At 69.2% G+C, this 23,702-nt stretch carries 24 protein-coding genes and 1 pseudogene; 12 read left to right on the top strand and 13 right to left on the bottom strand.

The genetic code is table 11. The features are described 5' to 3' along the window. Positions 1–6: 6 nt before the first annotated feature. From AU196_RS21530 to AU196_RS21515, 4 genes and pseudogenes are all read right to left on the bottom strand, one after another. Complete coding sequence (locus AU196_RS21530) at positions 7–912, bottom strand: hydroxymethylglutaryl-CoA lyase (protein ID WP_059097098.1); 906 nt, start codon at positions 910–912, stop codon at positions 7–9. Next, entirely contained in the window at positions 909–2,111 is a 1,203-nt protein-coding gene (locus AU196_RS21525; protein ID WP_059097097.1) for a CaiB/BaiF CoA transferase family protein, read from the bottom strand. The genes AU196_RS21530 and AU196_RS21525 overlap by 4 nt, the downstream gene beginning before the upstream one ends. Continuing rightward, positions 2,108–3,297: pseudogene (locus tag AU196_RS21520) on the bottom strand (alpha/beta hydrolase). Before AU196_RS21520 ends, AU196_RS21525 begins: the two are co-directional and overlap by 4 nt. Next, on the bottom strand, positions 3,294–4,400 hold the full coding sequence (locus tag AU196_RS21515; protein ID WP_059097096.1) for a homogentisate 1,2-dioxygenase: 1,107 nt from the start codon (positions 4,398–4,400) through the stop codon (positions 3,294–3,296). Before AU196_RS21515 ends, AU196_RS21520 begins: the two are co-directional and overlap by 4 nt. 149 nt (positions 4,401–4,549) lie before the next feature. On the opposite strand from AU196_RS21515, the gene AU196_RS21510 reads away from it, so the two are divergent. Then, positions 4,550–5,044, top strand: coding sequence for an SRPBCC family protein (locus AU196_RS21510; RefSeq protein WP_059097095.1), 495 nt, complete (start codon positions 4,550–4,552; stop codon positions 5,042–5,044). Here AU196_RS21510 and AU196_RS21505 read toward each other — a convergent pair. From AU196_RS21505 to AU196_RS21495, 3 genes are read right to left on the bottom strand one after another with little or no spacing between them, the layout of a single operon-like run. Next, positions 5,016–5,402, bottom strand: a complete 387-nt coding sequence (locus AU196_RS21505; RefSeq protein WP_059097094.1) for a nitroreductase/quinone reductase family protein — start codon at positions 5,400–5,402, stop codon at positions 5,016–5,018. The two genes, AU196_RS21510 and AU196_RS21505, sit on opposite strands and share 29 nt — an antisense overlap. Positions 5,403–5,430: 28 nt before the next feature. Further along, positions 5,431–6,567 (bottom strand): acyl-CoA dehydrogenase family protein, encoded by a 1,137-nt coding sequence (locus AU196_RS21500; protein WP_059097093.1) that lies wholly within the window; start codon positions 6,565–6,567, stop codon positions 5,431–5,433. A 40-nt stretch (positions 6,568–6,607) separates the two neighbouring features. Next, the gene (locus AU196_RS21495; protein WP_059097092.1) at positions 6,608–7,174 is read right to left on the bottom strand and encodes a TetR/AcrR family transcriptional regulator; all 567 of its coding nucleotides are present in this window, start codon (positions 7,172–7,174) and stop codon (positions 6,608–6,610) included. A gap of 301 nt (positions 7,175–7,475) precedes the next feature. Between AU196_RS21495 and AU196_RS21490 the strand changes: the two genes are divergently transcribed. Further along, positions 7,476–8,450 carry an esterase family protein gene (locus AU196_RS21490; protein WP_059097170.1) on the top strand — a complete coding sequence of 325 codons (975 nt, stop codon included), beginning with the start codon at positions 7,476–7,478 and terminating at the stop codon, positions 8,448–8,450. A gap of 19 nt (positions 8,451–8,469) precedes the next feature. Here AU196_RS21490 and AU196_RS21485 read toward each other — a convergent pair whose 3' ends face one another. After that, positions 8,470–9,468 carry an acrylyl-CoA reductase family protein gene (locus AU196_RS21485; RefSeq protein ID WP_059097091.1) on the bottom strand — a complete coding sequence of 333 codons (999 nt, stop codon included), beginning with the start codon at positions 9,466–9,468 and terminating at the stop codon, positions 8,470–8,472. A 71-nt stretch (positions 9,469–9,539) separates the two neighbouring features. Between AU196_RS21485 and AU196_RS21480 the strand changes: the two genes are divergently transcribed. The 5 genes from AU196_RS21480 to AU196_RS21460 all read left to right on the top strand — a co-directional run bounded on the left by AU196_RS21480 (position 9,540) and on the right by AU196_RS21460 (position 13,488). Continuing rightward, positions 9,540–9,767 carry a hypothetical protein gene (locus AU196_RS21480; protein WP_059097090.1) on the top strand — a complete coding sequence of 76 codons (228 nt, stop codon included), beginning with the start codon at positions 9,540–9,542 and terminating at the stop codon, positions 9,765–9,767. A 37-nt stretch (positions 9,768–9,804) separates the two neighbouring features. After that, complete coding sequence (locus tag AU196_RS21475; RefSeq protein WP_059097169.1) at positions 9,805–10,326, top strand: hypothetical protein; 522 nt, start codon at positions 9,805–9,807, stop codon at positions 10,324–10,326. A 126-nt stretch (positions 10,327–10,452) separates the two neighbouring features. Beyond that, on the top strand, positions 10,453–11,847 hold the full coding sequence (locus AU196_RS21470; protein ID WP_059097089.1) for a PepSY-associated TM helix domain-containing protein: 1,395 nt from the start codon (positions 10,453–10,455) through the stop codon (positions 11,845–11,847). Beyond that, complete coding sequence (locus AU196_RS21465) at positions 11,844–12,326, top strand: copper chaperone PCu(A)C (RefSeq protein WP_059097088.1); 483 nt, start codon at positions 11,844–11,846, stop codon at positions 12,324–12,326. Before AU196_RS21470 ends, AU196_RS21465 begins: the two co-directional genes overlap by 4 nt. Beyond that, positions 12,319–13,488, top strand: coding sequence for a Dyp-type peroxidase (locus AU196_RS21460; RefSeq protein ID WP_059097087.1), 1,170 nt, complete (start codon positions 12,319–12,321; stop codon positions 13,486–13,488). The genes AU196_RS21465 and AU196_RS21460 overlap by 8 nt, the downstream gene beginning before the upstream one ends. Positions 13,489–13,492: 4 nt before the next feature. Here the strand turns inward: AU196_RS21460 and AU196_RS21455 are convergent, their stop codons facing one another. Together AU196_RS21455 and AU196_RS21450 are read right to left on the bottom strand one after the other, a co-directional pair. Further along, complete coding sequence (locus AU196_RS21455) at positions 13,493–14,707, bottom strand: acyl-CoA dehydrogenase family protein (RefSeq protein WP_059097086.1); 1,215 nt, start codon at positions 14,705–14,707, stop codon at positions 13,493–13,495. Positions 14,708–14,748: 41 nt separating this feature from the next. After that, on the bottom strand, positions 14,749–16,152 hold the full coding sequence (locus AU196_RS21450) for an acyl-CoA dehydrogenase family protein (RefSeq protein WP_059097085.1): 1,404 nt from the start codon (positions 16,150–16,152) through the stop codon (positions 14,749–14,751). Positions 16,153–16,270: 118 nt separating this feature from the next. Between AU196_RS21450 and AU196_RS21445 the strand changes: the two genes are divergently transcribed. Then, positions 16,271–17,086, top strand: coding sequence for an SDR family NAD(P)-dependent oxidoreductase (locus AU196_RS21445; RefSeq protein WP_197415863.1), 816 nt, complete (start codon positions 16,271–16,273; stop codon positions 17,084–17,086). Here AU196_RS21445 and hisN read toward each other — a convergent pair. Next, complete coding sequence (hisN, locus tag AU196_RS21440) at positions 17,083–17,880, bottom strand: histidinol-phosphatase (RefSeq protein WP_059097083.1); 798 nt, start codon at positions 17,878–17,880, stop codon at positions 17,083–17,085. The genes AU196_RS21445 and hisN overlap by 4 nt on opposite strands. 24 nt (positions 17,881–17,904) lie before the next feature. On the opposite strand from hisN, the gene AU196_RS21435 reads away from it, so the two are divergent. Further along, positions 17,905–18,261, top strand: a complete 357-nt coding sequence (locus AU196_RS21435; protein WP_059097082.1) for a hypothetical protein — start codon at positions 17,905–17,907, stop codon at positions 18,259–18,261. Here AU196_RS21435 and AU196_RS21430 read toward each other — a convergent pair. Then, positions 18,258–19,526, bottom strand: coding sequence for an HNH endonuclease (locus tag AU196_RS21430; protein ID WP_059097081.1), 1,269 nt, complete (start codon positions 19,524–19,526; stop codon positions 18,258–18,260). The two genes, AU196_RS21435 and AU196_RS21430, sit on opposite strands and share 4 nt — an antisense overlap. A 46-nt stretch (positions 19,527–19,572) precedes the next feature. Then, entirely contained in the window at positions 19,573–20,949 is a 1,377-nt protein-coding gene (locus AU196_RS21425; protein WP_059097080.1) for an FAD-dependent oxidoreductase, read from the bottom strand. A 180-nt stretch (positions 20,950–21,129) separates the two neighbouring features. On the opposite strand from AU196_RS21425, the gene prfB reads away from it, so the two are divergent. From prfB to AU196_RS21410, 3 genes are read left to right on the top strand one after another with little or no spacing between them, the layout of a single operon-like run. Next, positions 21,130–22,248 carry a peptide chain release factor 2 gene (gene prfB / locus AU196_RS21420; protein ID WP_059097079.1) on the top strand — a complete coding sequence of 373 codons (1,119 nt, stop codon included), beginning with the start codon at positions 21,130–21,132 and terminating at the stop codon, positions 22,246–22,248. Then, positions 22,238–23,200, top strand: a complete 963-nt coding sequence (locus AU196_RS21415) for a mechanosensitive ion channel family protein (RefSeq protein WP_059097078.1) — start codon at positions 22,238–22,240, stop codon at positions 23,198–23,200. The genes prfB and AU196_RS21415 overlap by 11 nt, the downstream gene beginning before the upstream one ends. Further along, positions 23,197–23,676, top strand: coding sequence for an Rv3103c family proline-rich protein (locus AU196_RS21410; protein ID WP_059097077.1), 480 nt, complete (start codon positions 23,197–23,199; stop codon positions 23,674–23,676). Before AU196_RS21415 ends, AU196_RS21410 begins: the two co-directional genes overlap by 4 nt. Positions 23,677–23,702: the final 26 nt, after the last annotated feature.

Genomic DNA, 23,702 nt, shown 5'->3' with positions numbered 1-23,702 from the left:
ACGTGCTCAGCCGGTGATCCGGTCCCCGGCGCGCAGCAGCGCGCTGGGCAGGTCGTGTCCGACGACCGTGCGGGCGACGCCGGCGGCGGCGATGGCGCTCTGCAGGTCGACGTCGCTGTCGATACCGCTGTCGCGCAACAGGTAGACCAGATCCTCGGTGGCGATGTTGCCGCTCGCTCCGGGTGCGAAGGGGCAGCCGCCCAGACCGCCCACCGAGGCGTCGAGGCGGGTGATCCCGGCCTGGATTGCGGCGTACGCGCTGGCGAGCCCGGCGCCGCGGGTGTTGTGGAAGTGGGCGCCGAGCGGCAGGTCGCCGATGCGGGGACGCACCAGCGCGACGAGATCGCTGACGCGCCGCGGCGTCGCCGTGCCGATGGTGTCGGCTACCGCCAACCGGTCGGCACCGAATCCGACTGCCGCGTCGACGATCTCGACGACACGCTGCGGCGGTGTCGGTCCGTCGAACGGGCAGTCCCATGCGGTCGCGATGATCACCTCGACGGTGGCGCCGCTGTCGTGGGCGATCGCGACGATGTCGGGGATGGCCGCGACCGACTCCGCGCTGGACCGCCCGACGTTGGCGCGGCTGTGGCCGTCGGCGGCCGACACCACGTACTCGAGCGAACGCAGGCCCGCCGCGATGGCTCGTTTGGCGCCGTTCGGGCTGGCCACCAGAGCCGAGAACTCGACCTGGTCGAATCGGCCGAGTTCAGCGGCGAGTTCGGCCGCGTCGGCGAGTGCGGGCACCTTCGACGGCGAGACGAACGCGGTGGCCTCGATCTCGCGGACACCGGTCGCCACCACCGCTTCGAGCAGTTCGAGCTTGGCCGACAACGGAATCGGTGTCTCGATCTGCAGGCCGTCGCGCAGCGAAACCTCGCGGATGTCGACCTTGGCGGGCAATGTGCTCACAGCACCCCCTCGGACCGGAGTTCGGCCAGTTCGTCGGCGGTCTTGCCCAGGATCCCGGCATAGACCTCGTCGTTGTGTTGACCCGGCCGCGCGGGTCCCGCGTTGCGGATGCCGCCCGGCGATTCCGAGAGCACCGGAACGATGCCCGGCCCGAGCACGACACGGTCGACCCTCTCATCGAAGTGCTCGGCGATCATGCCGCGCGCCTGCAGTTGCGGGTCGTCGACCACCTCGGCGACGGTGTTGATCGGTCCCGCGATGACCCCGGCCGCCGACAGGGTCTCGATGATGTCGCCGGGCTGCCGTTCCGCCGCCCAGTCGCCGATGATCTTGTCGAGTTCGTCCTGATTGCGGCCCCGCGCACCGTGGTCGGCGAACCGGCCGTCGGTGGCCAGTTCGGGTTGCCCCATCGCGGTGCACAACCGACGGAACACGGTGTCCTGGTTGGCCGCGATGACGACCCAGCTGCCGTCCGCGGTGCGGTAGATGTTCGACGGGGCGATGCCCTCGAGCCGGGTGCCCGACGGTCCGCGCACTACGCCGCCGACGTCGTAGTCGGGGATCGTCGACTCCTGCACCGCCAGACAGGATTCGGTGAGGGCGGTGTCGACCACCTGGCCCTTTCCGGTGACGGTGCGCCGGTACAGCGCCGCCAGCGCGCCCTGCGCGGCGAACATCCCGGCGAGACTGTCGCCGAGCGAGAGGGCCAGCCGCGGCGGCGGGCCGCCCGGGAACCCGTTGAGGTGGCGCAGGCCGCTGGCGGCCTCGGCGACCGACGCGTAGCCGGCGCGGTGCGCATCCGGCCCGGTCTGGCCGTAACCGGACACCCGCACCAGGATGATGCCCTCGTTGCGCGCACTGAGGACGTCGTAGCCGAGGTCCCAGCGTTCGAGGGTGCCCGGCCGGAAGTTCTCGACAATGACGTCGGACTGTTCGACGAGGTCGAGGAAGAGGTCCCGGCCGCGCGGCGTGCGCAGATCGAGCGTGATCGCCTTCTTGTTGCGGGCGTGCACGGTCCAGAAGAAGCGGTGGCCGTCGAGTTCGGCCTGACCCCAGGTGCGCAACGGATCCGGCGCCCCTGGCGGTTCGATCTTGAGCACCTCGGCGCCCATGTCGCCGAGCAACCGACCGGCGAACGGGCCCGAGATCAGCGTGCCGACCTCGATGACCCGGATACCGTCCAGCGCGCCTGCCGTCATTCGCCCTCCGAGAAGAATCCGTGGCGGTGCAACCAATCCGTGCAGATACCGACCGCCTCCCGCAGCGTCTCACGCTGATCGGACCCGGAGTAGTAGTGGTTCGCTCCGGCGATCTCGTGCATCTCCTTGTCGGGATGTCCGATCGCCTCGAACAGTCGCCGGGTGTGGCTCGGGGTGCAGGCGTCATCGGCAAGGTTGCCGATCACCAGCGCGGGCACCGCGATGTCGGGGCCGGCCTTGACCGCGTCACCGTTCGCGTCGTCGTAGCTCCACTGCGACAGCCAGCTGCGCAGCGTGCAGAACCGGGCCAGCCCGACCGGGCCCATGTTCACCACCCGCGGGTCACCGAGGTAGCAGGTGCCGGGCTTGCGGTCGTTGGGATCGACGTTCGGGTCCAGCCAGCGGGGGTCGGCCATGGTGCCGTGCACGACGAACGCGAACTCGTCATCCGGCCGGCCACTCGCCCTGAGCTCGGCCAGTTGTCCTTGACCCACGCCGTGATTCGCCGGTTCCGCGCGATCTGGGCGGCACGGTAGCGCTCGAGGAACTCGGGTGTGTAGGGCGGTTGGTTGGGGTTGTCGGGGTTGTACAGGTCGAGTTCGGGGTCGCGGTCGGTCGGATCCGACTCGTCCAGGATCGAGGCGTCGAGCCATTCGGTCAGCGTGCCGTGGCGGCTGATGTGGGCGGCCAGCAGCATGATGCCGTCGGCCGGGATCAGACCGAGCCGGGTGAGGTCGGGTCCGTCGCCGGACGGGCTCGCGGTCACGGTGGGATGCTGCGCCTGCTGCTGGTAGAACACCGACAGCGACCCGCCGCCGCTCCACCCGGCGAGTACCACCTTGGAGTAACCCAGCCGGTTCTTGGCATCTTTGACCGCCTCGCCGAGGTCTTCGACGACCTTTTCCATGAGCAACGCCGAATCGGTTCCGCGAAAACGGCTGTTGCAGTAGATGACGTGGTGGCCGGCCTTGGCCAGCGCGTTCATCATCGGCAGATACGCGCCACCGCCGATCGGATGCATGAACACCAGCACGGTGTCCGACGGTTTGTTTCGCGGCCGCAGCAGATGGCTCTCCAGCACGACCAGTTCGGCGACACCACCGTAGACGTCGCGCACCCCCGAAGTGTTCTGGTAGGCAACGAGATACGGGATGCGGTCGTATTCGTACCTGATCGCCGTCGTCACGAGTGCTGCCCCAGGTCGTTGGCGAGCACCTCGGGTGAGGGAATAAGCCGCCTGCGGGTGTCGACGGCGATCACCTGCCAGTCCACCCGCTGGTACTCGTCGAATTTGCGGCGCGCGCGTTCCCGCGCCTTCTCCGGAGCACCGTGGTGCACACCCTGAGGAGCGTGGGAGATGAGTCCCGGCGGCATCGGGATGCCGTACAGCGTGCCGCCGTGGAAGAACGCGATCTCGTCGTAGTCGACGTTGCGGTGATACCACGGTGTGCGCTCGGTACCGGGCACACCTTCGGCCGGCTTCGGCAGGAAGTTCATCACGTACACCCCGGTGGCCTGCATGAACAGGTGCGCGGTGGCGGGCAGGTGCACGCTGTCGGAGGTGACGACGTGGTAGTCCTCGATGTTGAACGTGAAGGCGAAGTTGTCACCGCGCCAGCCTTCGACGTCGAGCGGATGGTGTTGGTAGAACAGCGATGTGGGGCCGCCCTCGTGAAAGAGCCGCACCTCGTACTCGCCGTCGACCCGTGGACCGACGCCGTCGTCGAGGGGTTCCGGGTCGGGGATGGCGGCCTGGGTCGGGTCGAAGGGGAAGTGGCGGCCGAGCGGACCGGGCGGCGGGACCCGGAACTCGTCGGTGGACTGGATCATCAGCAGCGTGGTCTCGGCGTCGGGGATCTGCCGGAAGGTGCATGCCTTCGGGATGTAGACCCAGTCGCCGGCGCGGTAGCGCAACGGGCCGAACTCGGTCTCGAGCAGACCCGAACCGGTGTGGACGAACGACAGGAGGTCGCCGTCGACATAGCGGGCGAAGTACGGCATCTCGTCGGCGCGCCGGGACAGCAGAACCCGGCAGTCGGCGTTGGAGAACATCAACAGCGGCGCGCCGTCGGCGTCGGTGGCGTCCGCCGGCTTGAGTTGGTCGCTCAGCACGTCGAGGGGCCGCAGCGGTCCGACGGTGCGGAACGCGGTGGGATCGTTGCGCCGGTACATGTTGGCGGTGCGTCCGGTGAACCCGCCGCGGCCGAGTTCGTCGTCTTTCTGGCCGTCGAGGTCGGCGTGCGGCCGTCGCGGCGTCTTGCCTTTGCGCAGGTGAACGAACGATTCCATCGGAGTCTCCCGTGACTGTTCATGGGCAGCGGTGACAAACTAAAACTGACGTTACTTTTATCTTCCGGTCGGCACAAGGGCCTCCGATGACTTCCGGAACCCCACGCGGTCTTCTCCTTCACACGACACCACGAACGAGGAGTGGGCGAATGCCGAATGACGTGATGACCGCGAGGACAACCGTCGACGCCCCCGTGGACGCGGTGTTCGCGGTGCTCGCCGACCCCGCATCCCATGCAGCGGTCGACGGCACGGGATGGGTGCGGGAACCGCTCGACCGCGCCCCGCTGACCGCCCAGGGGCAGATCTTCGAGATGGCGATGTACTTCGACAGACCTCCGGACGGCCACTACCGGACGGCGAACAGGGTGATCGCGTTCGACCCACCCCGTGTCATCGCATGGGAGACGGGCCAACGCAACGGCCACGAACTCGAATTCGGCGGCTGGTTCTGGCGGTACGATCTCGCGGCGGTGGGTGCCGCCCGCACCGAGGTGACGCTGACCTACGACTGGTCGGCCGTACCCGCCGACCTGCGGGAGCAGATCACGTTCCCGCCCTTCGGTCAGGACCACCTCGACAACTCGTTGCGCAACCTGGCCGGTCTGGCCCGACTCAGTCGGTCAGGTCCACCCGCACCGTGAGCAGGTCGGTGCCGAACGTGCGGACACCGAAGCTGTTGAACTGGGGGAGTTCTCGCAACCGGGCATGCGGATCGTCGTCCGGCATCAGGTGGGCGACGCCGGAATGCCAACGGCCGCGCAGCCGCACCCGCACGTGCGGGTCGGCCTTGATGTTGCGGATGTACTGCGATCGTTCGCCGAACTCGGAGACGAACCAGAACTGATCGCCGACCCGCCTGCCGCCCAGTGGTGTTCGACGCGGCCGACCTGACGTGCGGCCGGTGGTCTCGAGCAGTGTCTGGAACGGCAGCCGGCGCATCACCGGGTTGGCGATGCGCTTCTGGAACGTGTGGGTCACCGTGTCACGCAGTCCGGTCATCGGGGTGCTCCTTGTCGGTCGTCGGTCGTCACACCATCGCGAACGGAGGGAGCTGTGCGCCGATCGACAGCGCGCCCGCCAGTTCACGGCTGGTGTCGTAATCGAAGATGACATGACCGGCGAGCACGTCGACGTCGCGTCGGGCGCGCTGCAGCGGATTCGTCACGAAATGGGCGCTCGCACCCGAGGCCGCCAGCAGCATTCCGATGACCGCCCGGGATTCGTGCACGATGTGCGCGGCGGCCAGCCGGGCCCGGGCCCGGACGGTCAGCGGCACCGTGTCGCCGGCGCGCACCAGCGTCTCGATGCCGTCGACGGTGTCATCGAGCAACGCCCGCAGCGCGCGCAGCCGCACCTCGGCCTCCGCGAGCCGGGCCTGGGCGAGCGGTTTGTCCTTCTGCCGCACGCCCTCGTAGGCGAGCACGCGTTCGCCGAGGCGTTCGGTGTATATCTCGGCGACCCGTTCGGCGCTGCCGAGTGCCGGCATCGCGGCCAGGAACGCCAACGCGGGCACCATCGGCCAGCGGTAGGTCGCCGAGTCGTGCAGTGCGGCGCCGGGCGCGGTGCCCGCGTAGATGTCGGTCACGCGGACCAGGCGGTGCCCCGGAACGAACGCGTCGGTGATCACCACGTCGTTGGAGCCGGTGGCCCGCATGCCGTCGGTGTGCCAGACGTCCTCGACGGCGACGTCGGCGATCGGAAGCAGGGCGAGTGCGGGATAGATACCGTCGTCGGGTCCGCACAGCGCGCCCACCATGATCCAGTTGCCGTGCATCACCCCGGTGGCCCACGACCACCGCCCGCTCAACCGCACTCCGTCGCCGTCGGGGCGGCCACGGCCGGTGGGTGCCAGTGGTGCCGGTGCGAGGAACGGCCGGTCCGCGAACGCCTCGGCCTGGGCCTGTTCGTCGAACAACGCGAGCAGCCAGTTGTGCAGGATGTAAAAGCCGATGGTCCAGGCGCTCGAGGCGCAGCCGTGCGCCATCTTCCGCACCGGCCCGAGGATCTCCGGGTAGGCGGCCTCCTGTCCGCCGAAGCGGGCGGGCACCAGCAGATCGGTCAGCGTCGAGGCGATCAGCTCGTCCACCGTGGCCTGGGGCAGGCGACGCAACTGTTCGGCCTCGTGCGCCCGGGCGGCGAGGTGGGCCACGAAGTCGGGACTCATGCGCGGGACCCTACCGTACTTTTTAGTATGGAAAGCGGGCTCAGTGCCGCAGCATGAGTCCCAGGAACCGCTCGTGCCGGGCGCGCTGCCCCGCCTCGGGAACGCGACCGGACAGATGGATGAAGCCGACCCCCGCGGCGAAGATGGCGTTCGCCCGCAGATCCGCGTCCTCCGCGTCGAACCCGTCGTCGAGCAGCGCCTGGCGCAGTTTCGCCACCAGCGCCCGGTCGGCCGCGCGCACGCTCGCGGCGACGGCCCGGTCGCTGCGCGCCCATTCCCGCATCGCGCGTTCCCTGGTCCAGTGCGGCGCGCTGACCAGTTCGGACATCATCTGCGACAGGCGTTCCCGCGGCGGCAGCCCGGCCATGGCGTCCCACCGCCTGCGGTCGTCGTCGCGCATCCGTCCCCACTGCTCGACCAGCGCGGCGCGGTAGGCAGGCATATCGTCGAAGTGCCAGTAGAAGCTGCCCTTGGTGACGCCCAAACGGTCGCAGAGGCGGTCGACCTTGAGCGCGGCCAGGCCCTCCTCGGCAACGATCACGTAACCCTGACGTATCCAGTCGTCGACGGAAAGCCGTCCGCCGCCGGACGATCGAGGCCTCGGCATGGGCCCAGACATTAACCGTTTGCGCAGGTGACGCGGCGTTGGACGAGGCGCTTCGGAGCAGTGCTTCGTTCGCAATTCCCCGGGCGGGCGCGCTGCCTGCACGTTTATGGGGTTTTCTCGGTTAATGGCCCATGTTTTACTCAGTGGCGCAACAACTGAATCTCTCGGTCCGCTCTCTGCCGCACGGTCAGTGGAGCGGGCGCGGACAACGCAGTGCAGAAAAACGCTGCGGTGCCAATGGCGACTGTGTCCGCTGGGTCGAGCGTGATACGCGGTAACCGGAAGATGGATGGATTGCTTCATGACGATCGTTGACAAGATTCGAGGCCATTGGGCACGCCGATTCGCGGTGGCCGCCGTCGTGGCGGCGTTGCTTCCCGGCGTGATCGGCCTGACCGGCGGTTCGGCACTCGCGGGGGCGTTCTCGCGGCCGGGACTGCCGGTCGAGTACCTGATGGTCCCCTCACCGTCGATGGGACGCGACATCAAGGTCCAGTTCCAGAGCGGTGGCCCCGGATCTCCTGCGGTCTACCTGCTGGACGGCCTGCGCGCCCGTGAGGACTTCAACGGCTGGGACATCGAGACCCAGGCCTTCGAGTGGTACCTCGACTCGGGCCTGTCGGTGGTGATGCCGGTCGGCGGACAGTCGAGCTTCTATACCGACTGGTATGCCCCGGCGTGCGGCAAGGCCGGCTGCCAGACCTACAAATGGGAGACGTTCCTGACCTCGGAGCTGCCGAACTGGCTGGCGGCCAACCGGGACGTCAAGCCGACCGGTAGCGCCGCGGTGGGCCTGTCGATGGCCGGCTCGGCGTCGCTGGTGCTCTCGATCTACCACCCGCAGCAGTTCATCTACGCGGCCTCGCTGTCGGGCTTCCTCAACCTGTCCGAGGGCTGGTGGCCGTTCCTGGTGAACCTGGCGATGGGCGATGCCGGTGGTTTCAAGAGCGAGCCGATGTGGGGGCCGGGCGGCAGCGAGGCGTGGCTGCGCAACGACCCGATGGTCAACATCGACAAGATCGTCGCCAACGGCACCCGCATCTGGGTCTACTGCGGCAACGGCAAGCCGGGCGAGCTCGGCGGCGCCGGCCTGCCCCAGGAGTTCCTGGAGAGCCTGACGCTGCGCACCAACATCACCTTCCAGGAGCGCTACATCGCCGCCGGCGGTCAGAACGGGGTCTTCAACTTCCCGGCCGGCGGCACGCACACCTGGCAGTACTGGGGTCAGCAGCTGCAGCAGATGAAGCCCGACCTGCAGCGCGTGCTGCTGGGCTGAGCCCGAAGGGCCGGCGGCGTCAGAAGCCGCCGGCCACCCGTACCACTGCCCGGCCGGAATACCGGCCGGCGCGCACCTCGTCGATCACCTCCGCGACGTCCTTCACGTCGACGTCGTGGGAGAGATCGGCGAGGTGTCGTGGTTTGAGGGGTCCGCCCAGCTTGGCCCACAACTCGCGCCGCGGTGCGATCGGCAGCTGCACCGAGTCCATGCCGAGCAGCGCCGCGCCGCGCAGGATGAACGGCAGCACCGTCGTGTTCAGCCCCGGGCCACCGGTCAGCCCGCTGGCGGCGACCGCACCGCCGTACGCGAGGGTGCTCAACACGTCGGCGAGGGTGGCGCCGCCGACACAGTCCAACCCACCCGCCCAGCGCGCCTTGCCCAGCGGTCGCGGCTTGGCGTCCGGATCCTCCGGGAGCCGGCCGATGACCTCGGCCGCGCCGAGCGTGCGCAGCAGATCCGCCTTGTCGGACTTCCCGGTCGAGGCGACGACGTGGTAGCCGAGCGCCGAGAGCAGGTCCACGCTGACCGATCCGACGCCCCCGCTCGCGCCGGTCACCACGATCGACCCGTCATCGGGGCCGATGCCGCGCCCGGTGAGGGCCTCGACGCTCATCGCGGCGGTGAAGCCCGCGGTGCCGATCGCCGCGCCCTCGTGCGGGCTCAGGGGGCCCAGCGCCACGACCTGGTCCGCGGGAAGGCGGGCGAACTCCGCGTACCCGCCGTGCTTGCCGGTGCCGATGTCATAGCCGTGCGCCAGCACCAGGTCGCCCACACCGAACTCGTCGCTCCGTGAGGCCACCACCTCACCGGTGAGGTCGATGCCGGGAACGATCGGATAGTCGCGCACCACACCGCCGTTGGGCGTCACGGCCAACGCGTCCTTGAAATTCACGCTCGAGTAGTGCACCCGGATGGTCACCTCGCCCGGCGGCAGCGCGGACTCCTCGAGGGTGTCGACCGCCAGGTCGATCCCGTCTTCGGACTGGCGCGCGACCAACGCCTGAAAACTGTTCATAGCCGTTCACGTTAGTGAGCCGACGGACCGTCCGGCGTAAACTGGGCGCACACCTTGAGGAGGTGTGAGCCATGAAGAAACTCCTCGTCACCGTGGCCACGCTTGTGGTGTCGACGGGAATCGCACTGACCGGGGCCGGTAGCGCCCAAGCCGACGACGACCCCGGCCTCTGCTGGGACGGCTGGATCTGGAGCGCGTGCGTGTCGGGACCGGGCTGGGTCGACTGGACGCCGTGGGGACACTGGAACCCCGGACACGGGCCCTGGGACGTTCACCACGGCGGTAAGCACTGGAAGTAGCTCCGCGCCCGGGCGGTAAGGTTCGCCCGTGAGCACGGTGACCTCTCGCGCCGGCGCCCTGTGCGGCGTACTGGTCGGTGCGTGCTCGGGTCTGGTCGCCATGGCCGCCCACGCCCTGGCCGGAGGCGACGTGCCCACGGGTCCGACCCTGGTGCTCGTCGCGCTCGTCTGCTCGGCGGTCGGCGCCCTCGCAGGCGCCGACGGCCGAGCGCGTGTCGCCGGGCTGATCACCGCGGTCGGTGTGGGACAACTCCTCACGCACGTGGTGCTGGCGGTGTCCGCCGGTCACCACGGCGGCCACGAGGTGATGCCGTCGGCGCCCATGGCGTTCGCCCACGCACTCGCGGCCGTCGTGCTCGGTCTGCTCATCGGTCTCGTCGGCCACCTGTACCGGGTCTGCGCATCGGTCCTGTGCTGGCTGATGCTCACCCTGGTACACCGGGGACGCCCGGCGGCGCCACGCCGCCACCGCACGACATCGATTGTCGTGCAACAAGTTCTGCTTCGTTCCGGGCTGGGGATGCGGGCTCCGCCGTCGGCGGTGTCGTTCGGCGGCTGAGGCCGCACCACACTCCCACGCCTGCGTCATCCGCGGGCGCGCCCCGTCGGCGCCATGTGCCGCGCGCCGACGTTCCGTGGCGCGTGATCGTTCGCGCCACCCACCTCGGACGAAAGCACTTCACGCATGACGACCACACCCGAGGGTCGCCTCGACCCTCCCGCACCCCGACAATCCGACCCTTCCGCGTTCGCCGCGCTGCTGCGCCGACTGCACTTCTACGCCGGCGTGTTCGTCGGCCCGTTCCTGATGATCGCCGCCGTCAGTGGCGGCCTGTACGCGATCGCGCCGTCGATCGAGCAGTTCGTCTACCGCGACCATCTGCACGTCACCACCTCCGGTGACTGGCGTCCGGTCGCCGAGCAGATCCGGGCCGCCCAGGCTCTGCGCCCCGACCTGACGGTCACCGCCGTCCGCCCCGCCGGGGAATCGGGTGAGACCACGCGTGTCCTGTTCGACGACCCCGCACTCGGTGAATCCGAGCGCCGCGCGGTGTTCGTCGACCCGGCGACCGCGCAGCCGATCGGTGACCTCCCCGTCTACGGCAGCAGCGGCGCACTGCCGGTCCGCACCTGGATCGACCAGTTGCACCGCAGCCTGCACCTGGGCGAACCGGGACGGGTGTACAGCGAACTGGCCGCCTCGTGGTTGTGGGTGATCACGCTGGCGGGCGTGGGCCTGTGGTGGGCCAGGGGCCGGCGCGGGAGGCGGTTGCTCACCGTCGACCGCGCGGCGCGGGGCCGCACCCGCACACTCCACTGGCACGGTGCCGTGGGCCTGTGGATCGCCGCCGGCCTACTGTTCCTGTCCGCGACCGGACTGACCTGGTCGCATTACGCCGGTGACAACATCGCCGCACTGCGGACAGCGCTGTCGTGGACCACGCCGACGGTGTCGACGGCCGTCGGCGCGCCGGGGCATGGGCACCACGACGGCCACGTCACTCCCGGCGGCGATGCGCCGCGGGTCGACGAGGTGGACCGCGTGCTGCGCGTGGCCCGGGACGCCGGTGTCGCAGGCCACGTGGAGGTGTCGATCCCGGCGGGCGCCGACACCGCGTTCACGGTCGCCCAGACCCGCGAGCCGTGGGTGATGTCGACCAACGCCGTCGCCGTCGACGGATCGACCGGGCAGGTGACCGACACCTCGTGGTTCGCCGACTGGCCGCTGGCCGCGAAGCTGTCCGCCTGGGGGATCCAGCTGCACATGGGTCTGCTGTTCGGTCTGGTCAGCCAGGTGGGCCTGGCGGTGCTGGCGGCCGCGCTGGTGACGGTCATCGTGCGCGGTTACCTGATGTGGTGGCGCAGGCGACCCACCCGCGGCGGCGGGACGGCCGGACGACCGCCCACACGTGGTGTGCTGCGCGGCGTCTCGCCCGCGGCGGTGGTGGTGCTGGTGTGTGCTGCCGTGGCGGTCGGATGGTTCGTCCCGTTGCTCGGGCTCAGCCTGCTCGCCTTTGTCGCCGTCGACGCCGCGATCGGATTCGCGCAGCGGCGCAACGCCGGCGGAGGTTCGCGATGAGGGCGGCGCTCGTGGCGTGGACACTCGTCGCCGCCGTGCTCGCCGGGTGTTCGGGTGCTGGGCAACCCGCGACGGATGCCGCGGCCGTGCGCGTGCACGACGCCTGGGTGAAAGCGGCCGATGGCGGGATGACCGCCGCGTTCGCGCAATTGAGCAACGACGCCGACCGGGAGGTGCGCATGACCTCGGCGAGCACCTCGGCGGCCGGGCGCGTCGAGTTGCACGAGGTGGTCCGCGGCGGCGACGTGCCGTCGATGCAACCGAAGCAGGGTGGAATCACCCTGCCCGCCCGCGCGGACATCCATCTGGCGCCCGGCGGGGACCACCTGATGCTGATGGACCTGACTGCGCCGCTGACGCCCGGATCGGACGTCGACATCACCGCGACGTTCGCCGACGGTTCGACACTGCCGATCACCGCTCAGGTTCGCGAGTTCCCCGGTGCCGAGGAACATTACGGCAGGGGCCACCATGGGTGACCGGATCAGCAGGCGCACGCTGCTCGGCGCCGGACGGGCGGCCGCGGGCATCGCCGGGGTGGGGTTCACCGCGACGGCGGGCGCCCGCGGTCTGCGGCCGCCTGCCGTCGCCACGGAGCCGTTTCACGGCGTGCACCAGGCCGGTATCGCCACGCGCCCGCAGGCTTACACGACGCTGATCGCGCTGGACCTGCGCCCCGGTCATGCCGACCGTACGACGCTGCGGTCGATCATGAGGTTGTGGAGCGAGGACGTCGCGCGTCTGACCCAGGGGCTTCCTGCGCTCGCCGACACCGAACCCGAACTCGCCGCCGACCCGGCAAGGCTCACCGTCACGGTCGGCTACGGCCCGGACCTGTTCGACACCGTGGGGCTGAGCGCGTATCGGCCCACCGCGCTGAGGCCGCTGCCGCACTTCGCCGTGGACCGTCTCGAATCGCGCTGGTGTGGCGGTCAATTGCTGGTGCAGCTGTGCGCTGACAACCTCCTCACGATCAGCCACGCCTGCCGGGTGCTCACCAAGAACGTGCGCACGATGACCACCATCCGCTGGATTCAGCGCGGTCACCGCAACCCGGCGGGTTCGTCGATGCGCAACGTCATGGGCCAGGTGGACGGGACGGTCACCCTCGACGACGCCGCCCTGGACGATCACGTGTGGTCGTCGGGCGGGGACCAACCGTGGTTCGCGGGCGGCACGGTCTTGGTGCTGCGGCGGATCCGCGCCCAGATGGACACCTGGGACGAGGTGGACCGGCACTCCAAGGAGATGTTCGTCGGCCGCAGACTCCGCGACGGCGCGCCGCTGACCGGTTCGCGCGAGCACGACGAACCCGATTTCACCGCAGCGGTCAACGGAATCCCCGTGATCCCGGAGAACTCGCACATCGCGCTCGCCCGACATCGCTCGGCGGGCGAACAGTTCCTCCGCCGCCCGTACAACTACGACGACACGCCATCGGACGGTGAGATCTCCGACAGCGGACTGCTGTTTCTGGCCTACCAGCGTGATCCGGCCTCACAGTTCGTACCGGCTCAACAGCGCCTGTCCGACGCCGATGCGCTCAACCCGTGGATCACTCCGATCGGGTCGGCGGTGTTCGCGATCCTCCCGGGTGTGCGCGAAGGGGGGTACCTGGGTCAGCAGCTGTTCGAGATGTGAACGGCTACTTCAACTGTGCCGAGGTCAGGCCGAGCAGGCGGCGGGCCACCACGAGTTGCTGGATCTGCTGGGTGCCCTCGAAGATGTCGAGGATCTTGCTGTCGCGCGCCCACTTCTCCAGCAGGGATTCTTCGGAATACCCTGCGGTGCCGGCCAATTCGACCACCTTCAGGGTGACGTCACTACCCACCCGGGCGGCCTTGGCCTTGGCCATCGACGCTTCCTTCGAGTTCGGGATCGCGTTGTCGGCCTGCCAGGCCGAGCGCACGGTCAGCAGGTAGCCGGCCTCCCAATCGGCCTCCAGCCGAAGGAATTCGGCCGCGGCCGCGCTCTGGGCGTGTGCGGGCTTGTCGTAGGAGATCTCGACGCCGGCGTCGGTGAGGATCTTGCGCAGCTCCTCGAGCGCGGCGCGCCCGATGCCGACGGCCATACCCGCCACCACCGGCCGGGTGTTGTCGAAGGTCTCCATGACCCCGGCGAAACCCTTCTCGACGTGGATCTCGGGGTCCCCGAGGAGGTTGTCCTTCGGGATGCGGGCGTTGTCGAAGCGGATGACCGCGGTGTCGGAGGCCTTGATGCCGAGCTTGTCCTCGAGTCGCTCGACGGTCACGCCGGGGTGGTCGCGCGGCACGATGAACGATTTGATCGCCGCGCGCCCCAGCGACTTGTCCAGCGTGGCCCACACGACGATGTGGCTGGCGCGCGAGCCGGCGGTGACGAAGATCTTCTCGCCGTTGATCACGTACTCGTCGCCGTCGAGGCGGGCCGTCGTCGACACCGCCGCGGAATCGGAACCGAAGCCCGGCTCGGTGATGGCCATGGCGGCCCACACACCCTTGCCGAGCCGGTCGAGCTGTTCATCGGTCGCGACCCCGGAGATCGCCGCGTTGCCCAGGCCCTGCCGGGGCACCGACAGCATCAGACCGACGTCGCCCCAGCTGATCTCGGTGACGTTGAGGACCGCGGACATGTTGCCGCCGTTGACGTTTCCCTTTGGACCGTCCTCGGCGTCGCGGAACGCCTCGGCGCCCGCGAACGAGATGGTGTTGGCTTCAGAGATGCCCTCGAACAGCGTGGCGAGCGTGTCCAGCTCGACCGGGTACTCGTGTTCTCGCAGGTCGTACTTGCGTGAGATCGGCCGCAACATCTCCGCGGCCCCCTGATGGGCCTTCTCGATGACGGCGTGCAGCTTCTTCGGCAGTTCCAGGTTGATTGCCATGACGAATCCGTTTCTGACTAGAAGACGACCTAGAGGACGGCCTAGAGGACGACGACGCCCTCGGCGACACCGATCACGCGCAGATCGCGGTACCAGCGTTCGACGGGATGTTCTTTGGTGTATCCGTGACCCCCGAGCAGCTGGACGCCGTCGAGGCCGATCTGCATGCCCTTGTCGGTGCCGAGCCGCTTGGCGAGCGCGGCCTCCCGGGCGTAGGGCAGACCCTGTTCGGCGCGCGATGCGCCGCGCCAGGTGATCAGGCGCAGGCCGTCGAGTTCGATGGCGATGTTGGCGCACATGAACGCCACCGCCTGACGGTGGGCGATCGGCTCGCCGAACGCCTGACGCTCCTTGACGTAGGGCACCACATAGTCGAGCACGGCGTGCGAGGTGCCGACGGCCAGCGCCGCCCAGCCGAGCCGCGAGAGGGCGATCGCCTCGCGGTAGTCCTCGGCGGCGGCGGCGTCCTCGCCGAGCCGGTTGCCCAGCGGGACCGCCACGTTGTCGAGTTCCACCCGGCCCAGCGCCGCGGCACGCACCCCCATGCTGGGGTCGGGGGTCACCGTGAGCCCTTCGGACGCCGACTCGACGATGAACATCGCGGGCTTGCCGTCCAGCTGCGCGGCGATGATGAACACCTCGGCGTCGGCGGCGGCGGGAACCAGCGACTTCGTCCCGGTCAGCCGGTAGCCGCCGGGGGTGCGGACCGCCGTGGTCTTGAGTGCGGTCGGATCGAACAACGGGCGCGGTTCGGCGATCGCCAGACATGCCTGCGGCACGTTCTCTCCGGCGAAAGCGGGCAGGTAGGTGGCCTGCTGGTCGGCGCTGCCCCAGTGGGTGAGCGCTGCGGCCACGCCGCCGGGCGCCAGGATCGGCAGGGCCAGACCCATGTCGCCGTAGGCGAGTGCCTCGGCAACCAGGGCATTGGTGATGGTCGAACGGTGTTCGGCGATCCCCTCGAAGTCCTCGGGGATGTTGACCGCGGTGATGCCGAGTTCGGTGGCCTTCGCGATCAGGTCCGGCGGGTAGGCGGCTGCGGCGTCGGCGTCGTGAGCGGCCGGGCGCAGAACCTCCTCGGCGAACTCCTTGACGGTCTCGACGATCATCTTCTGGTCGTCGTCGGGGGTCAGGTCGAAGTAGTCCGACCCCTTGGGCGCGCTGGTCAGGCGGGTGGGCTGCTTGCCGAGGCCCTGGATCCGCTTGAACTGGCGGGTCGAGGCGCCCGCGGCGGAGAACACCTGCTTCACGCCGTATTTCAAGCCGCGATTGAGCGGATCGCGCAGGTTGTACCGGTCGAGGAACTCCTGGCCCACCAGCGGTGTGATCAGCGCCAATCCGATGTCCGTCGGTGTCCGCTTGTGTCGCTGCAGGCCCACGGCGCTCTCGTGATCGGTGCGCTTCGGGCGGGCCGATGTGCCGTTCTTGGACGGCAGGGTGTTGGTCATTCCAGCTGCCTCACGTTGTCGGGGCGATGGCCATGACCGTATCTTACTCCGGAGTAAGGTCAGGGCGACCTGTTATCTACTTCACACCTGTCAAGCGCGGTCCGGCACAATGCCGCACATGCGCAGACACGCCGCCGCGATCGATGCCTACGCCGGCGGTTGGGCTCTGGTCAGCGGCGCCGCCCGCGCCGAGGGCCTCGGGTTCGCCTTCGCCCGCCGCCTCGCCGCCGCAGGTCTCAACCTGGTCCTGACGGACGTTCTCGACGCCGACTTGTATGAGCGAGCCGACGAACTGGTGTCGCGGTTCGGTGTGGACGTGCGCACGGCCGTCTGTGACCTCGGGAGCCCGGCGCCGTATTCGGAACTCGAGGCCGCCGTGGCCGGCATCGACGTCGACGTCCTGGTGTGCAACCACATGTTCACCCCGGCGGACACGCCGACGATCCTCGACATGCCGCTGGACACGCACAGCCGCATGATCGACATCAACGCCCGCGGCTATACGAACCTGATCCACCGCTTCGGGACGCAGATGCGCCGCCGCGGCCGCGGCGCGATCATCATCGTCGCGTCGGGTGCGGGTTTGACCTCCGCGCCCTACACCGGCGCCTACTCGGCGAACAAGGCGTTTCAGATCGCCCTCGGGGAGGCGCTCTGGTACGAACTGCGCGGCACCGGCGTCGATGTTCTCGTGATGATCGGCGGGCTGATGAACACCCAGGGAGACGCCCTCGACCAGTACCCCCGGTATCTGATGGCCGAACCCGAAGACGTTGTCCGCGAGGTGGTTTCGGCAGTAGGGCGCAAACACCTCGTCGTGCCCGGACTCGCCAACCGGTTGTTCCTGCTGGCGCAGACTCGGTTGATGTCGCGGCGCAGGACCGTCTCGGCGATCGGGCGGTTCATGGCCAAGGGTCTCGGCAAGTCCCGCTAACCCGCGAGGTGGCCCAGTGCCGCGTCGTGGAGCAGGCCGTTGGACGCGACGACGCTGCCGCCGTGCGGACCCGCTCCGCCGTCGAGGTTCGTGAACGTGCCCCCGGCTTCGCGCACCAGGACGTCGATCGCGGCCAGATCCCACAGGGACACCTCGGGTTCGGCGGCGATGTCCACCGCGCCCTCGGCCAGTAGGCAGTACGACAGGAAATCGCCGAACCCCCGGACCCGCCAGACGGCGTCGGTGAGGTCGATGAACCGGTCCCGCAGACCACGTTTCGCCCATCCGGACAGGCTGGAGAACGACAGGCTGGCGGAGTTCAACTCGCCGACCTTCGACACCGACAGCCTCCGCGGCGACTCGCCGGCGACCGCGACGAAGGCGCCCAGCCCGTCGGCCGCCCACCAGCGCCGCTGCAGGGCGGGTGCGCTCACCACGCCGACCACGGGCACACCGTCGTTCAGAAGCGAGATCAGCGTCGCCCAGATCGGGACGCCGCGCACGAAGTTCTTCGTCCCGTCGATCGGGTCGATCACCCATTGGCGGCCGCGGAAAAGCGCTGTGCCACCGAACTCTTCGCCGAGAACCGCGTCGTCGCAGCGCTCGCCGGAGAGCGCCTGACGCAGGTCGCTCTCCACCGAACGGTCAGCGTCGGTCACCGGCGTCAGGTCGGGTTTGGTCTCGATCCGAAGGTCGAGTGCGCGGAACCGGTCGACGGTCACCGCGTCGGCGTGGTCGGCGAGCCGCAACGCCAACGCCAGGTCGTCGGCCAGGCTGGGGGAACCGGTGCTCATGCCTGCAAGTCCTACCATGGCCGTGTGTGGGAATTCGCCGTGCTCCTGTTGTTGATCGGGGCCATCGCCGTGCTTGCCGCGCCGTGGATCATGCGAAGCCGGGGTCCCCGAGGGGAACTCGCGCAGGGGACGCTGCTCGTGACCGGCGTCAGCCCTCGGCCGAACGACGTGACGGGAGAGCAGTTCGTCACGATCTCCGGTGTGATCAACGGCCCGACGGTCAACGAGCACGTCGTGTGTCAACGCATGGCCGTCGACGTGAACAACTGGCCGACGATGGGCGCCCTGTTTCCCATCGTGTATTCGCCGAAGAACCCGGACAACTGGAACTTTGCGCCGCCGGAACCACCCGACGGGCACCTGCCGCCGCCCCCGAACTAGGCGGCGTGGCGGCCGGCGGCGGCCAGATCGATGCCGATCCTGACCTCGAGGTCGCTGAGGTCGACGACCGTCACACCGGGCAGTTTCCGAGCCACGGATGCGTACCGGGCGCCGGTCGGTGTGGTGAACTCTGCGCGATGGCGGCCCTGCTCATCGGTCGACGTGCTCACCCGCCACCGGGGCGCCTCCTTGCTGTAATTGCAGCGTTCGCACAAACCCAATCCGTTGTGCGCGCTGGTGCGGCCGCCCCGGCGGGCGGGCTCGGCGTGGTCGCGGTGGCGGATCGGCGCGTCGCAGTAGGGGGTGCGGCAGGTGCCGTCGCGCAGGTCGATGAACGCGGCCAACCCTGTGGGGAATAACCGTTGTCGTGACTCCATCGCCACCAGAGCGCCCGATCGGGGATGGCGGTACAGCCGCCGCAGCGTCGCCGTCGACCGCGTGTCGGTCACCGCGGCGTTGACCAGGTGGCGGCCCACGGAGGCGGGCACCGGTCCGTATCCGGCGATGTCGGCGGGCACGTCGTCACCGCCGAAGAGTGTCTCGTCGGTGATCGCGAGGTTCACCGCTATCGGGACGGGAACGTCGGCCGGTCGCCCGGTGACCCGCTCCACCAAGGTGTCGGCCATGACCTGACCGCGCGACCGGTCGTCGAACGTGGTGTCGGCCGCCCTCTTGAGCGCTGCGTACACCGCCACCCCCTGAGCGACCGGCAGCAGCGCCGTCAGGTAGGTCATCGTGTCCGGCGCCGGCCGGCAGGTCACGGTGCGCTCGGATGCGGCTTTGGCGGCCCGGTCCACCACCGCCTGCGGATCCAATCGATACGCGATCTTTTTCGCCTCGGCCTCGATGCGCCTGTCGCCCATGCCTTCCAGCCCCGACACGTCGGCGCACATCTCTTCGTCCAGCGCGCGCCGGTCCTCGACCGACAGCCACGCCGACTCCCGCACGAGCACCGTCGCCCGCCACTCCGAGAGGGCACCGCACTCCAGCGCGGCCAGGGTGTGCGGCATCTCGTGGACCAGGGCCCGGGCGAATCCGAGATGGCGCCCACCCTTGTTCGGGCAGTCCCGCCGCGCCAGCGCCACCTCCGAGGCCAGGCCGCGGCCGCGCTGTCGCGCCGGTACCCCGGCCGCCGCCTCCGCGGCGCGACGCAATTCGTCGAGCCGGGCGGTGGCCCGCGCGGGCGCGGCCGCGGCCGCCGACTTCTCCCGTTCCAGCGTCGCGATCCGCTCGATCAGCGCCGCCTCACCATCATCATCGAACATGTGTTCGACAGTACCGCGGGGGTACGACACACCTGATCGGTCGGTGTCAGCCGTGCCCGATGCGGAGCAGCTCGGCCACGCTGGTCAGCTTCACCCTCGGTCGGCCCGCCGTCTCCCCGGCAGACCGTTCGTGCTCGTCGATCAGTTTCCAGTGGTCGTCGGTGACCAGCTTGGGTTGCCGGGACACCAGCCACTCGACCAGCCGGTCGGCGTGGTCGTCGCCGAACTCGGCCAGCGAGGCGCCACTCAGATCGGCGATGACCGTGTCGACGGTCGCCTGGGAGTCCTTCTTGTTGCTGCCGATGACGCCCGATGGTCCGCGCTTGATCCACCCGACCACGTACTCGTTGCGCCTGCCGTCGATCCGGCCGTCGGTGTGGGGGATCGTGCCGCTGCGCTCGTCGAACGGCAGACCGGGTGTCGGCACGCCGCGGTAGCCGACCGCGCGCACCACCAATTGCGCGGGCAGCTCCTCCCGTTCGCCGGTGTCCTTCGCGACCACTCGGCCGTTGTCTGTGACGAGTTCGTTGCGCCCCAACACGATCGACTCGACGTGCTCGCGGCCCTTGATCTCGATCGGCGACGTGCGGAACCGGAACACGATGCGGCGGCTCGCTCCGCGCGGCGAACGTTCGGCATAACCGCGCAGCACCTTGATGTTCTGCTTGACGGTCTTGCCGGCCGCCTCGAGGTCCTCGTCGGTGATGTCGGCGAAGTCGGCGGGGTCGACGATGACGTCGACGTCGCCGAGACCCTCGAGGTCGCCGAGTTCGCGCAACTCGAGCGTGGTGAACGTGGCCTGCAGCGGGCCGCGCCTGCCGATGACGACGACCTCCTCGACCCCGCGCCGGTGCAGCGATTCGAGCGCATGGTCGGCGATGTCGGTGCTGGCCAGCGCTTCGGGATCGGTGACGAGGATGCGCGCGACGTCGAGGGCCACGTTGCCGTTGCCCACCACGATCGCGCGGCCCGTCGACAGGTCCGGCCCCATCTGCTCGAAGTGCGGATGGGCGTTGTACCAACCGACGAAGTCGACGGCTGCGACGCTGCCGGGCAGGTCCTCGCCCGGGATGTTCAGGGAGCGGTCGGACTGCGCGCCCACCGCGTACACCACCGCGTCGTACCGGTCGGCCAACTCGTCGGGGTGGACAAGCTCGCCGACCGCGATGTTGCCGAAGAAGCGGAAGCGCGGGTCGTTCGAGGTCTTGTCGAACTGTGCGCTGATGGACTTGATCTTCGGATGATCGGGCGCCACCCCGGAACGCACGAGACCCCACGGAGTGGGCAGCATCTCGAGCATGTCGACACGCACGTCGCGGTCCGCGTCGTCGCTGTCGGCGAACTTGAGCAGGGAGGAAGCGGCGAAGTAGCCGGACGGGCCGGAACCGACGATCGCCACGTGATACGGGCGCTGCTGGGGCATATGAGGGTGCCTTCTGTCGCTGCCCGGCCACGCGCAAGGGGCTGTCGCGACGCGATCGGGCTGGTTACCAGTCCGACTCTAAACGCGACGGCTCCACGCCGAGGGCAAGTCGCGACGAACTCGCCGGTGCCGCGGGCGGGCCCGCGACCGGCCACGCCGCGGCCGGTACCCTGAATCTCCGTGGATCCCGACCGCCAAGCCGACATCGCCGCCCTCGACGCCACCCTTACGACGGTGGAGCGGGTGCTCGACGTCGACGGTTTGCGGAACCGGATCGAGAAGCTCGAACAAGAGGCCTCCGACCCGAATCTGTGGGATGACCAGAGCCGCGCCCAGAAGGTGACCAGCGAGCTGTCGCACGCGCAGGGTGAACTGCGCCGGGTGGAGGAACTCCGCCAGCGCGTCGACGACCTCCCGGTGCTCTACGAGCTCGCCGACGAAGAGGGTGGCGCAGAGGAAGTCGCCGAGGCCCTCGAGGAAGCCAACGCCGAACTCGCCAAGCTGCGCGAAGACATCGAGGCGATGGAGGTCCGCACCCTTCTGTCCGGCGAATACGACGAACGCGAGGCCGTCGTCACCATCAGGTCCGGCGCGGGCGGTGTGGACGCCGCCGACTGGGCCGAAATGCTGATGCGGATGTACGTCCGCTGGGCCGAACAGCACAAGTACCCGGTCGAGGTGTTCGACACCTCCTACGCCGAAGAGGCGGGCATCAAGAGCGCGACCTTCGCGGTGCACGCGCCCTACGCCTACGGCACCCTGTCGGTGGAGCAGGGCACCCACCGGCTGGTGCGCATCAGCCCGTTCGACAACCAGGGCCGCCGCCAGACGTCGTTCGCCGATGTCGAGGTGCTCCCGGTCACCGAGACGACCGACCACATCGAGATCCCGGAGACGGATCTGCGCGTCGACGTGTACCGCTCCAGCGGGCCGGGCGGGCAGTCGGTGAACACCACCGACTCGGCGGTCCGCCTCACACACATCCCCACCGGCATCGTCGTCACCTGCCAGAACGAGAAGTCCCAGCTGCAGAACAAGGTCGCGGCGATGCGTGTGCTGCAGGCGAAACTACTCGAGCGCAAGCGGCAGGAGGAGCGCGCGGAACTCGACGCGCTCAAGGGCGACGGCGGCAGTTCGTGGGGCAACCAGATGCGCTCCTACGTGCTGCACCCCTATCAGATGGTCAAGGACTTGCGCACCGAGTACGAGGTCGGCAACCCCACCTCGGTCCTCGACGGTGACATCGACGGATTCCTCGAGGCCGGGATCCGCTGGCGGAACCGGCGCGATGACGAGTAGCGCGACGCTGGCGATCGGGTTCGCCGAGGGATGGCACGACTTCTGGCACGGCGACATCGGCATCTGGGTGATGACCCGGGGTCTGCAGATCGCGCTCCTGGTGATCGGGGCGCTGCTCGGTGCCCGGTTCATCAACTGGGTGGCGCGCCGGGTGACGCGGCGCATCGACGCCGAGTACCAGGAGAGCGATCAGCTGGTGCGTTCCGAGAGCGCCAAACACCGGCAGGCGGTGGCGTCGGTGATCTCGTGGGTGTCGATCGCGGTGCTGTTCGTCGTGGTCGGCGTGCAGATCACCGCGGTGCTCAACATTCCCGTCGGGTCGCTGGTCGCTCCCGCGGCCGTCCTCGGCGCGGCGCTGGGCTTCGGCGCCCAGAAGCTCGTCCAGGACCTTTTGGCCGGGTTCTTCATCATCACCGAACGCCAGTACGGCTTCGGCGACCTGGTGCAGCTGAACATGGTCGGCGCGACGGACGCCGCCGAGGGCACCGTCGAAGAGGTCACGCTGCGCGTGACCAAACTGCGCACCAGCGAGGGCGAGGTGTTCACGGTCCCCAACGGCAACATCGTCCGCTCGTTGAACATGTCCAAGGACTGGGCGCGGGCGGTCGTCGACATCCCGGTGCCCACGACAGCGGACCTCAACAACGTCAACGAGCTGCTCCACCGGGTGGGCGAGAACGCGATGGACGATTCCAAGCTGAGCGCGCTGCTGCTCGACACCCCGCAGCTGATGGGTGTCGAGAGCATCGAGGTCGACACGGTCAACTTGCGGATGGTGGCGCGCACCTTGCCGGGTAAACAGTTCGAGGTCGGCCGCCGTCTGCGGATCCGCATCATCGCCGCGCTGAACAACGCCGGCATCGCCACCAAGGACCACACCCCGAGGGTCGACACGATCGCCGGTCACGGGGAAGCCCCACAGCAGAGCCGCTCGGCGGAGTCCAGGCAGTGATCCTGCGACGGCTGCTGCGCCATATGCAGAACGAGCAACGGGTGTGGCCGCGGTACATGCCGGGAGGCCGGGTGCGCACCTCCACGCTGGGCCTCATCGTGGCGTTCATCGCGCTGTTCTGGCTGTATCAGGTCTACGAGCCACCGGCTCAGCCCGCGCAGAACCCCGCCCAGCAGGTCGTGCCACCCGGGTTCGTACCCGACCCCGACTACACCTGGGTCCCCCGCACCCAGGTCGAGGCACCGGTGACGACCACGTCGCGCCCGCCGCGTACGACGACGACCACGGCGCCGACGACCACGAGCCCGACGGAGACCACGACCACCACGCCGACGACCTCGACGCCGCCGTCGCCGACGACGACGGTGATCGACCCCGACGGCCCCGGTTTGCTGCCACCGCGAACGATCACCCAGACACCGGCGTCCGAGCCGGTACCGCCGCCGGTGCCCGGGCTGCCGCTGCCACTGCCGTAACCGGCCGCGGGGTGACGCCCCGCTAC

The sequence above is a fragment of the Mycobacterium sp. IS-1742 genome (genome assembly GCF_001500125.1).
Classification (GTDB): domain Bacteria; phylum Actinomycetota; class Actinomycetes; order Mycobacteriales; family Mycobacteriaceae; genus Mycobacterium.
This window is presented reverse-complemented; position numbering and strand designations above follow the sequence as displayed.

What these genes read in the sequence shown, in the direction of transcription:
- AU196_RS21480 (WP_059097090.1), top strand. Translation starts at nt 9,540, where the DNA reads ATGAAGAAACTCCTCGTCACCGTGGCCACGCTTGTGGTGTCGACGGGA.
- AU196_RS21470 (WP_059097089.1), top strand. Translation starts at nt 10,453, where the DNA reads ATGACGACCACACCCGAGGGTCGCCTCGACCCTCCCGCACCCCGACAA.
- AU196_RS21485 (WP_059097091.1), bottom strand. Translation starts at nt 9,468, where the DNA reads ATGAACAGTTTTCAGGCGTTGGTCGCGCGCCAGTCCGAAGACGGGATC.
- AU196_RS21465 (WP_059097088.1), top strand. Translation starts at nt 11,844, where the DNA reads ATGAGGGCGGCGCTCGTGGCGTGGACACTCGTCGCCGCCGTGCTCGCC.
- AU196_RS21515 (WP_059097096.1), bottom strand. Translation starts at nt 4,400, where the DNA reads ATGGAATCGTTCGTTCACCTGCGCAAAGGCAAGACGCCGCGACGGCCG.
- AU196_RS21445 (WP_197415863.1), top strand. Translation starts at nt 16,271, where the DNA reads ATGCGCAGACACGCCGCCGCGATCGATGCCTACGCCGGCGGTTGGGCT.
- AU196_RS21525 (WP_059097097.1), bottom strand. Translation starts at nt 2,111, where the DNA reads ATGACGGCAGGCGCGCTGGACGGTATCCGGGTCATCGAGGTCGGCACG.
- AU196_RS21425 (WP_059097080.1), bottom strand. Translation starts at nt 20,949, where the DNA reads ATGCCCCAGCAGCGCCCGTATCACGTGGCGATCGTCGGTTCCGGCCCG.
- AU196_RS21490 (WP_059097170.1), top strand. Translation starts at nt 7,476, where the DNA reads ATGACGATCGTTGACAAGATTCGAGGCCATTGGGCACGCCGATTCGCG.
- AU196_RS21430 (WP_059097081.1), bottom strand. Translation starts at nt 19,526, where the DNA reads ATGTTCGATGATGATGGTGAGGCGGCGCTGATCGAGCGGATCGCGACG.
- AU196_RS21495 (WP_059097092.1), bottom strand. Translation starts at nt 7,174, where the DNA reads ATGCCGAGGCCTCGATCGTCCGGCGGCGGACGGCTTTCCGTCGACGAC.
- hisN (WP_059097083.1), bottom strand. Translation starts at nt 17,880, where the DNA reads ATGAGCACCGGTTCCCCCAGCCTGGCCGACGACCTGGCGTTGGCGTTG.
- AU196_RS21455 (WP_059097086.1), bottom strand. Translation starts at nt 14,707, where the DNA reads ATGGCAATCAACCTGGAACTGCCGAAGAAGCTGCACGCCGTCATCGAG.
- AU196_RS21415 (WP_059097078.1), top strand. Translation starts at nt 22,238, where the DNA reads ATGACGAGTAGCGCGACGCTGGCGATCGGGTTCGCCGAGGGATGGCAC.
- AU196_RS21505 (WP_059097094.1), bottom strand. Translation starts at nt 5,402, where the DNA reads ATGACCGGACTGCGTGACACGGTGACCCACACGTTCCAGAAGCGCATC.
- AU196_RS21510 (WP_059097095.1), top strand. Translation starts at nt 4,550, where the DNA reads ATGCCGAATGACGTGATGACCGCGAGGACAACCGTCGACGCCCCCGTG.
- AU196_RS21450 (WP_059097085.1), bottom strand. Translation starts at nt 16,152, where the DNA reads ATGACCAACACCCTGCCGTCCAAGAACGGCACATCGGCCCGCCCGAAG.
- AU196_RS21460 (WP_059097087.1), top strand. Translation starts at nt 12,319, where the DNA reads ATGGGTGACCGGATCAGCAGGCGCACGCTGCTCGGCGCCGGACGGGCG.
- AU196_RS21500 (WP_059097093.1), bottom strand. Translation starts at nt 6,567, where the DNA reads ATGAGTCCCGACTTCGTGGCCCACCTCGCCGCCCGGGCGCACGAGGCC.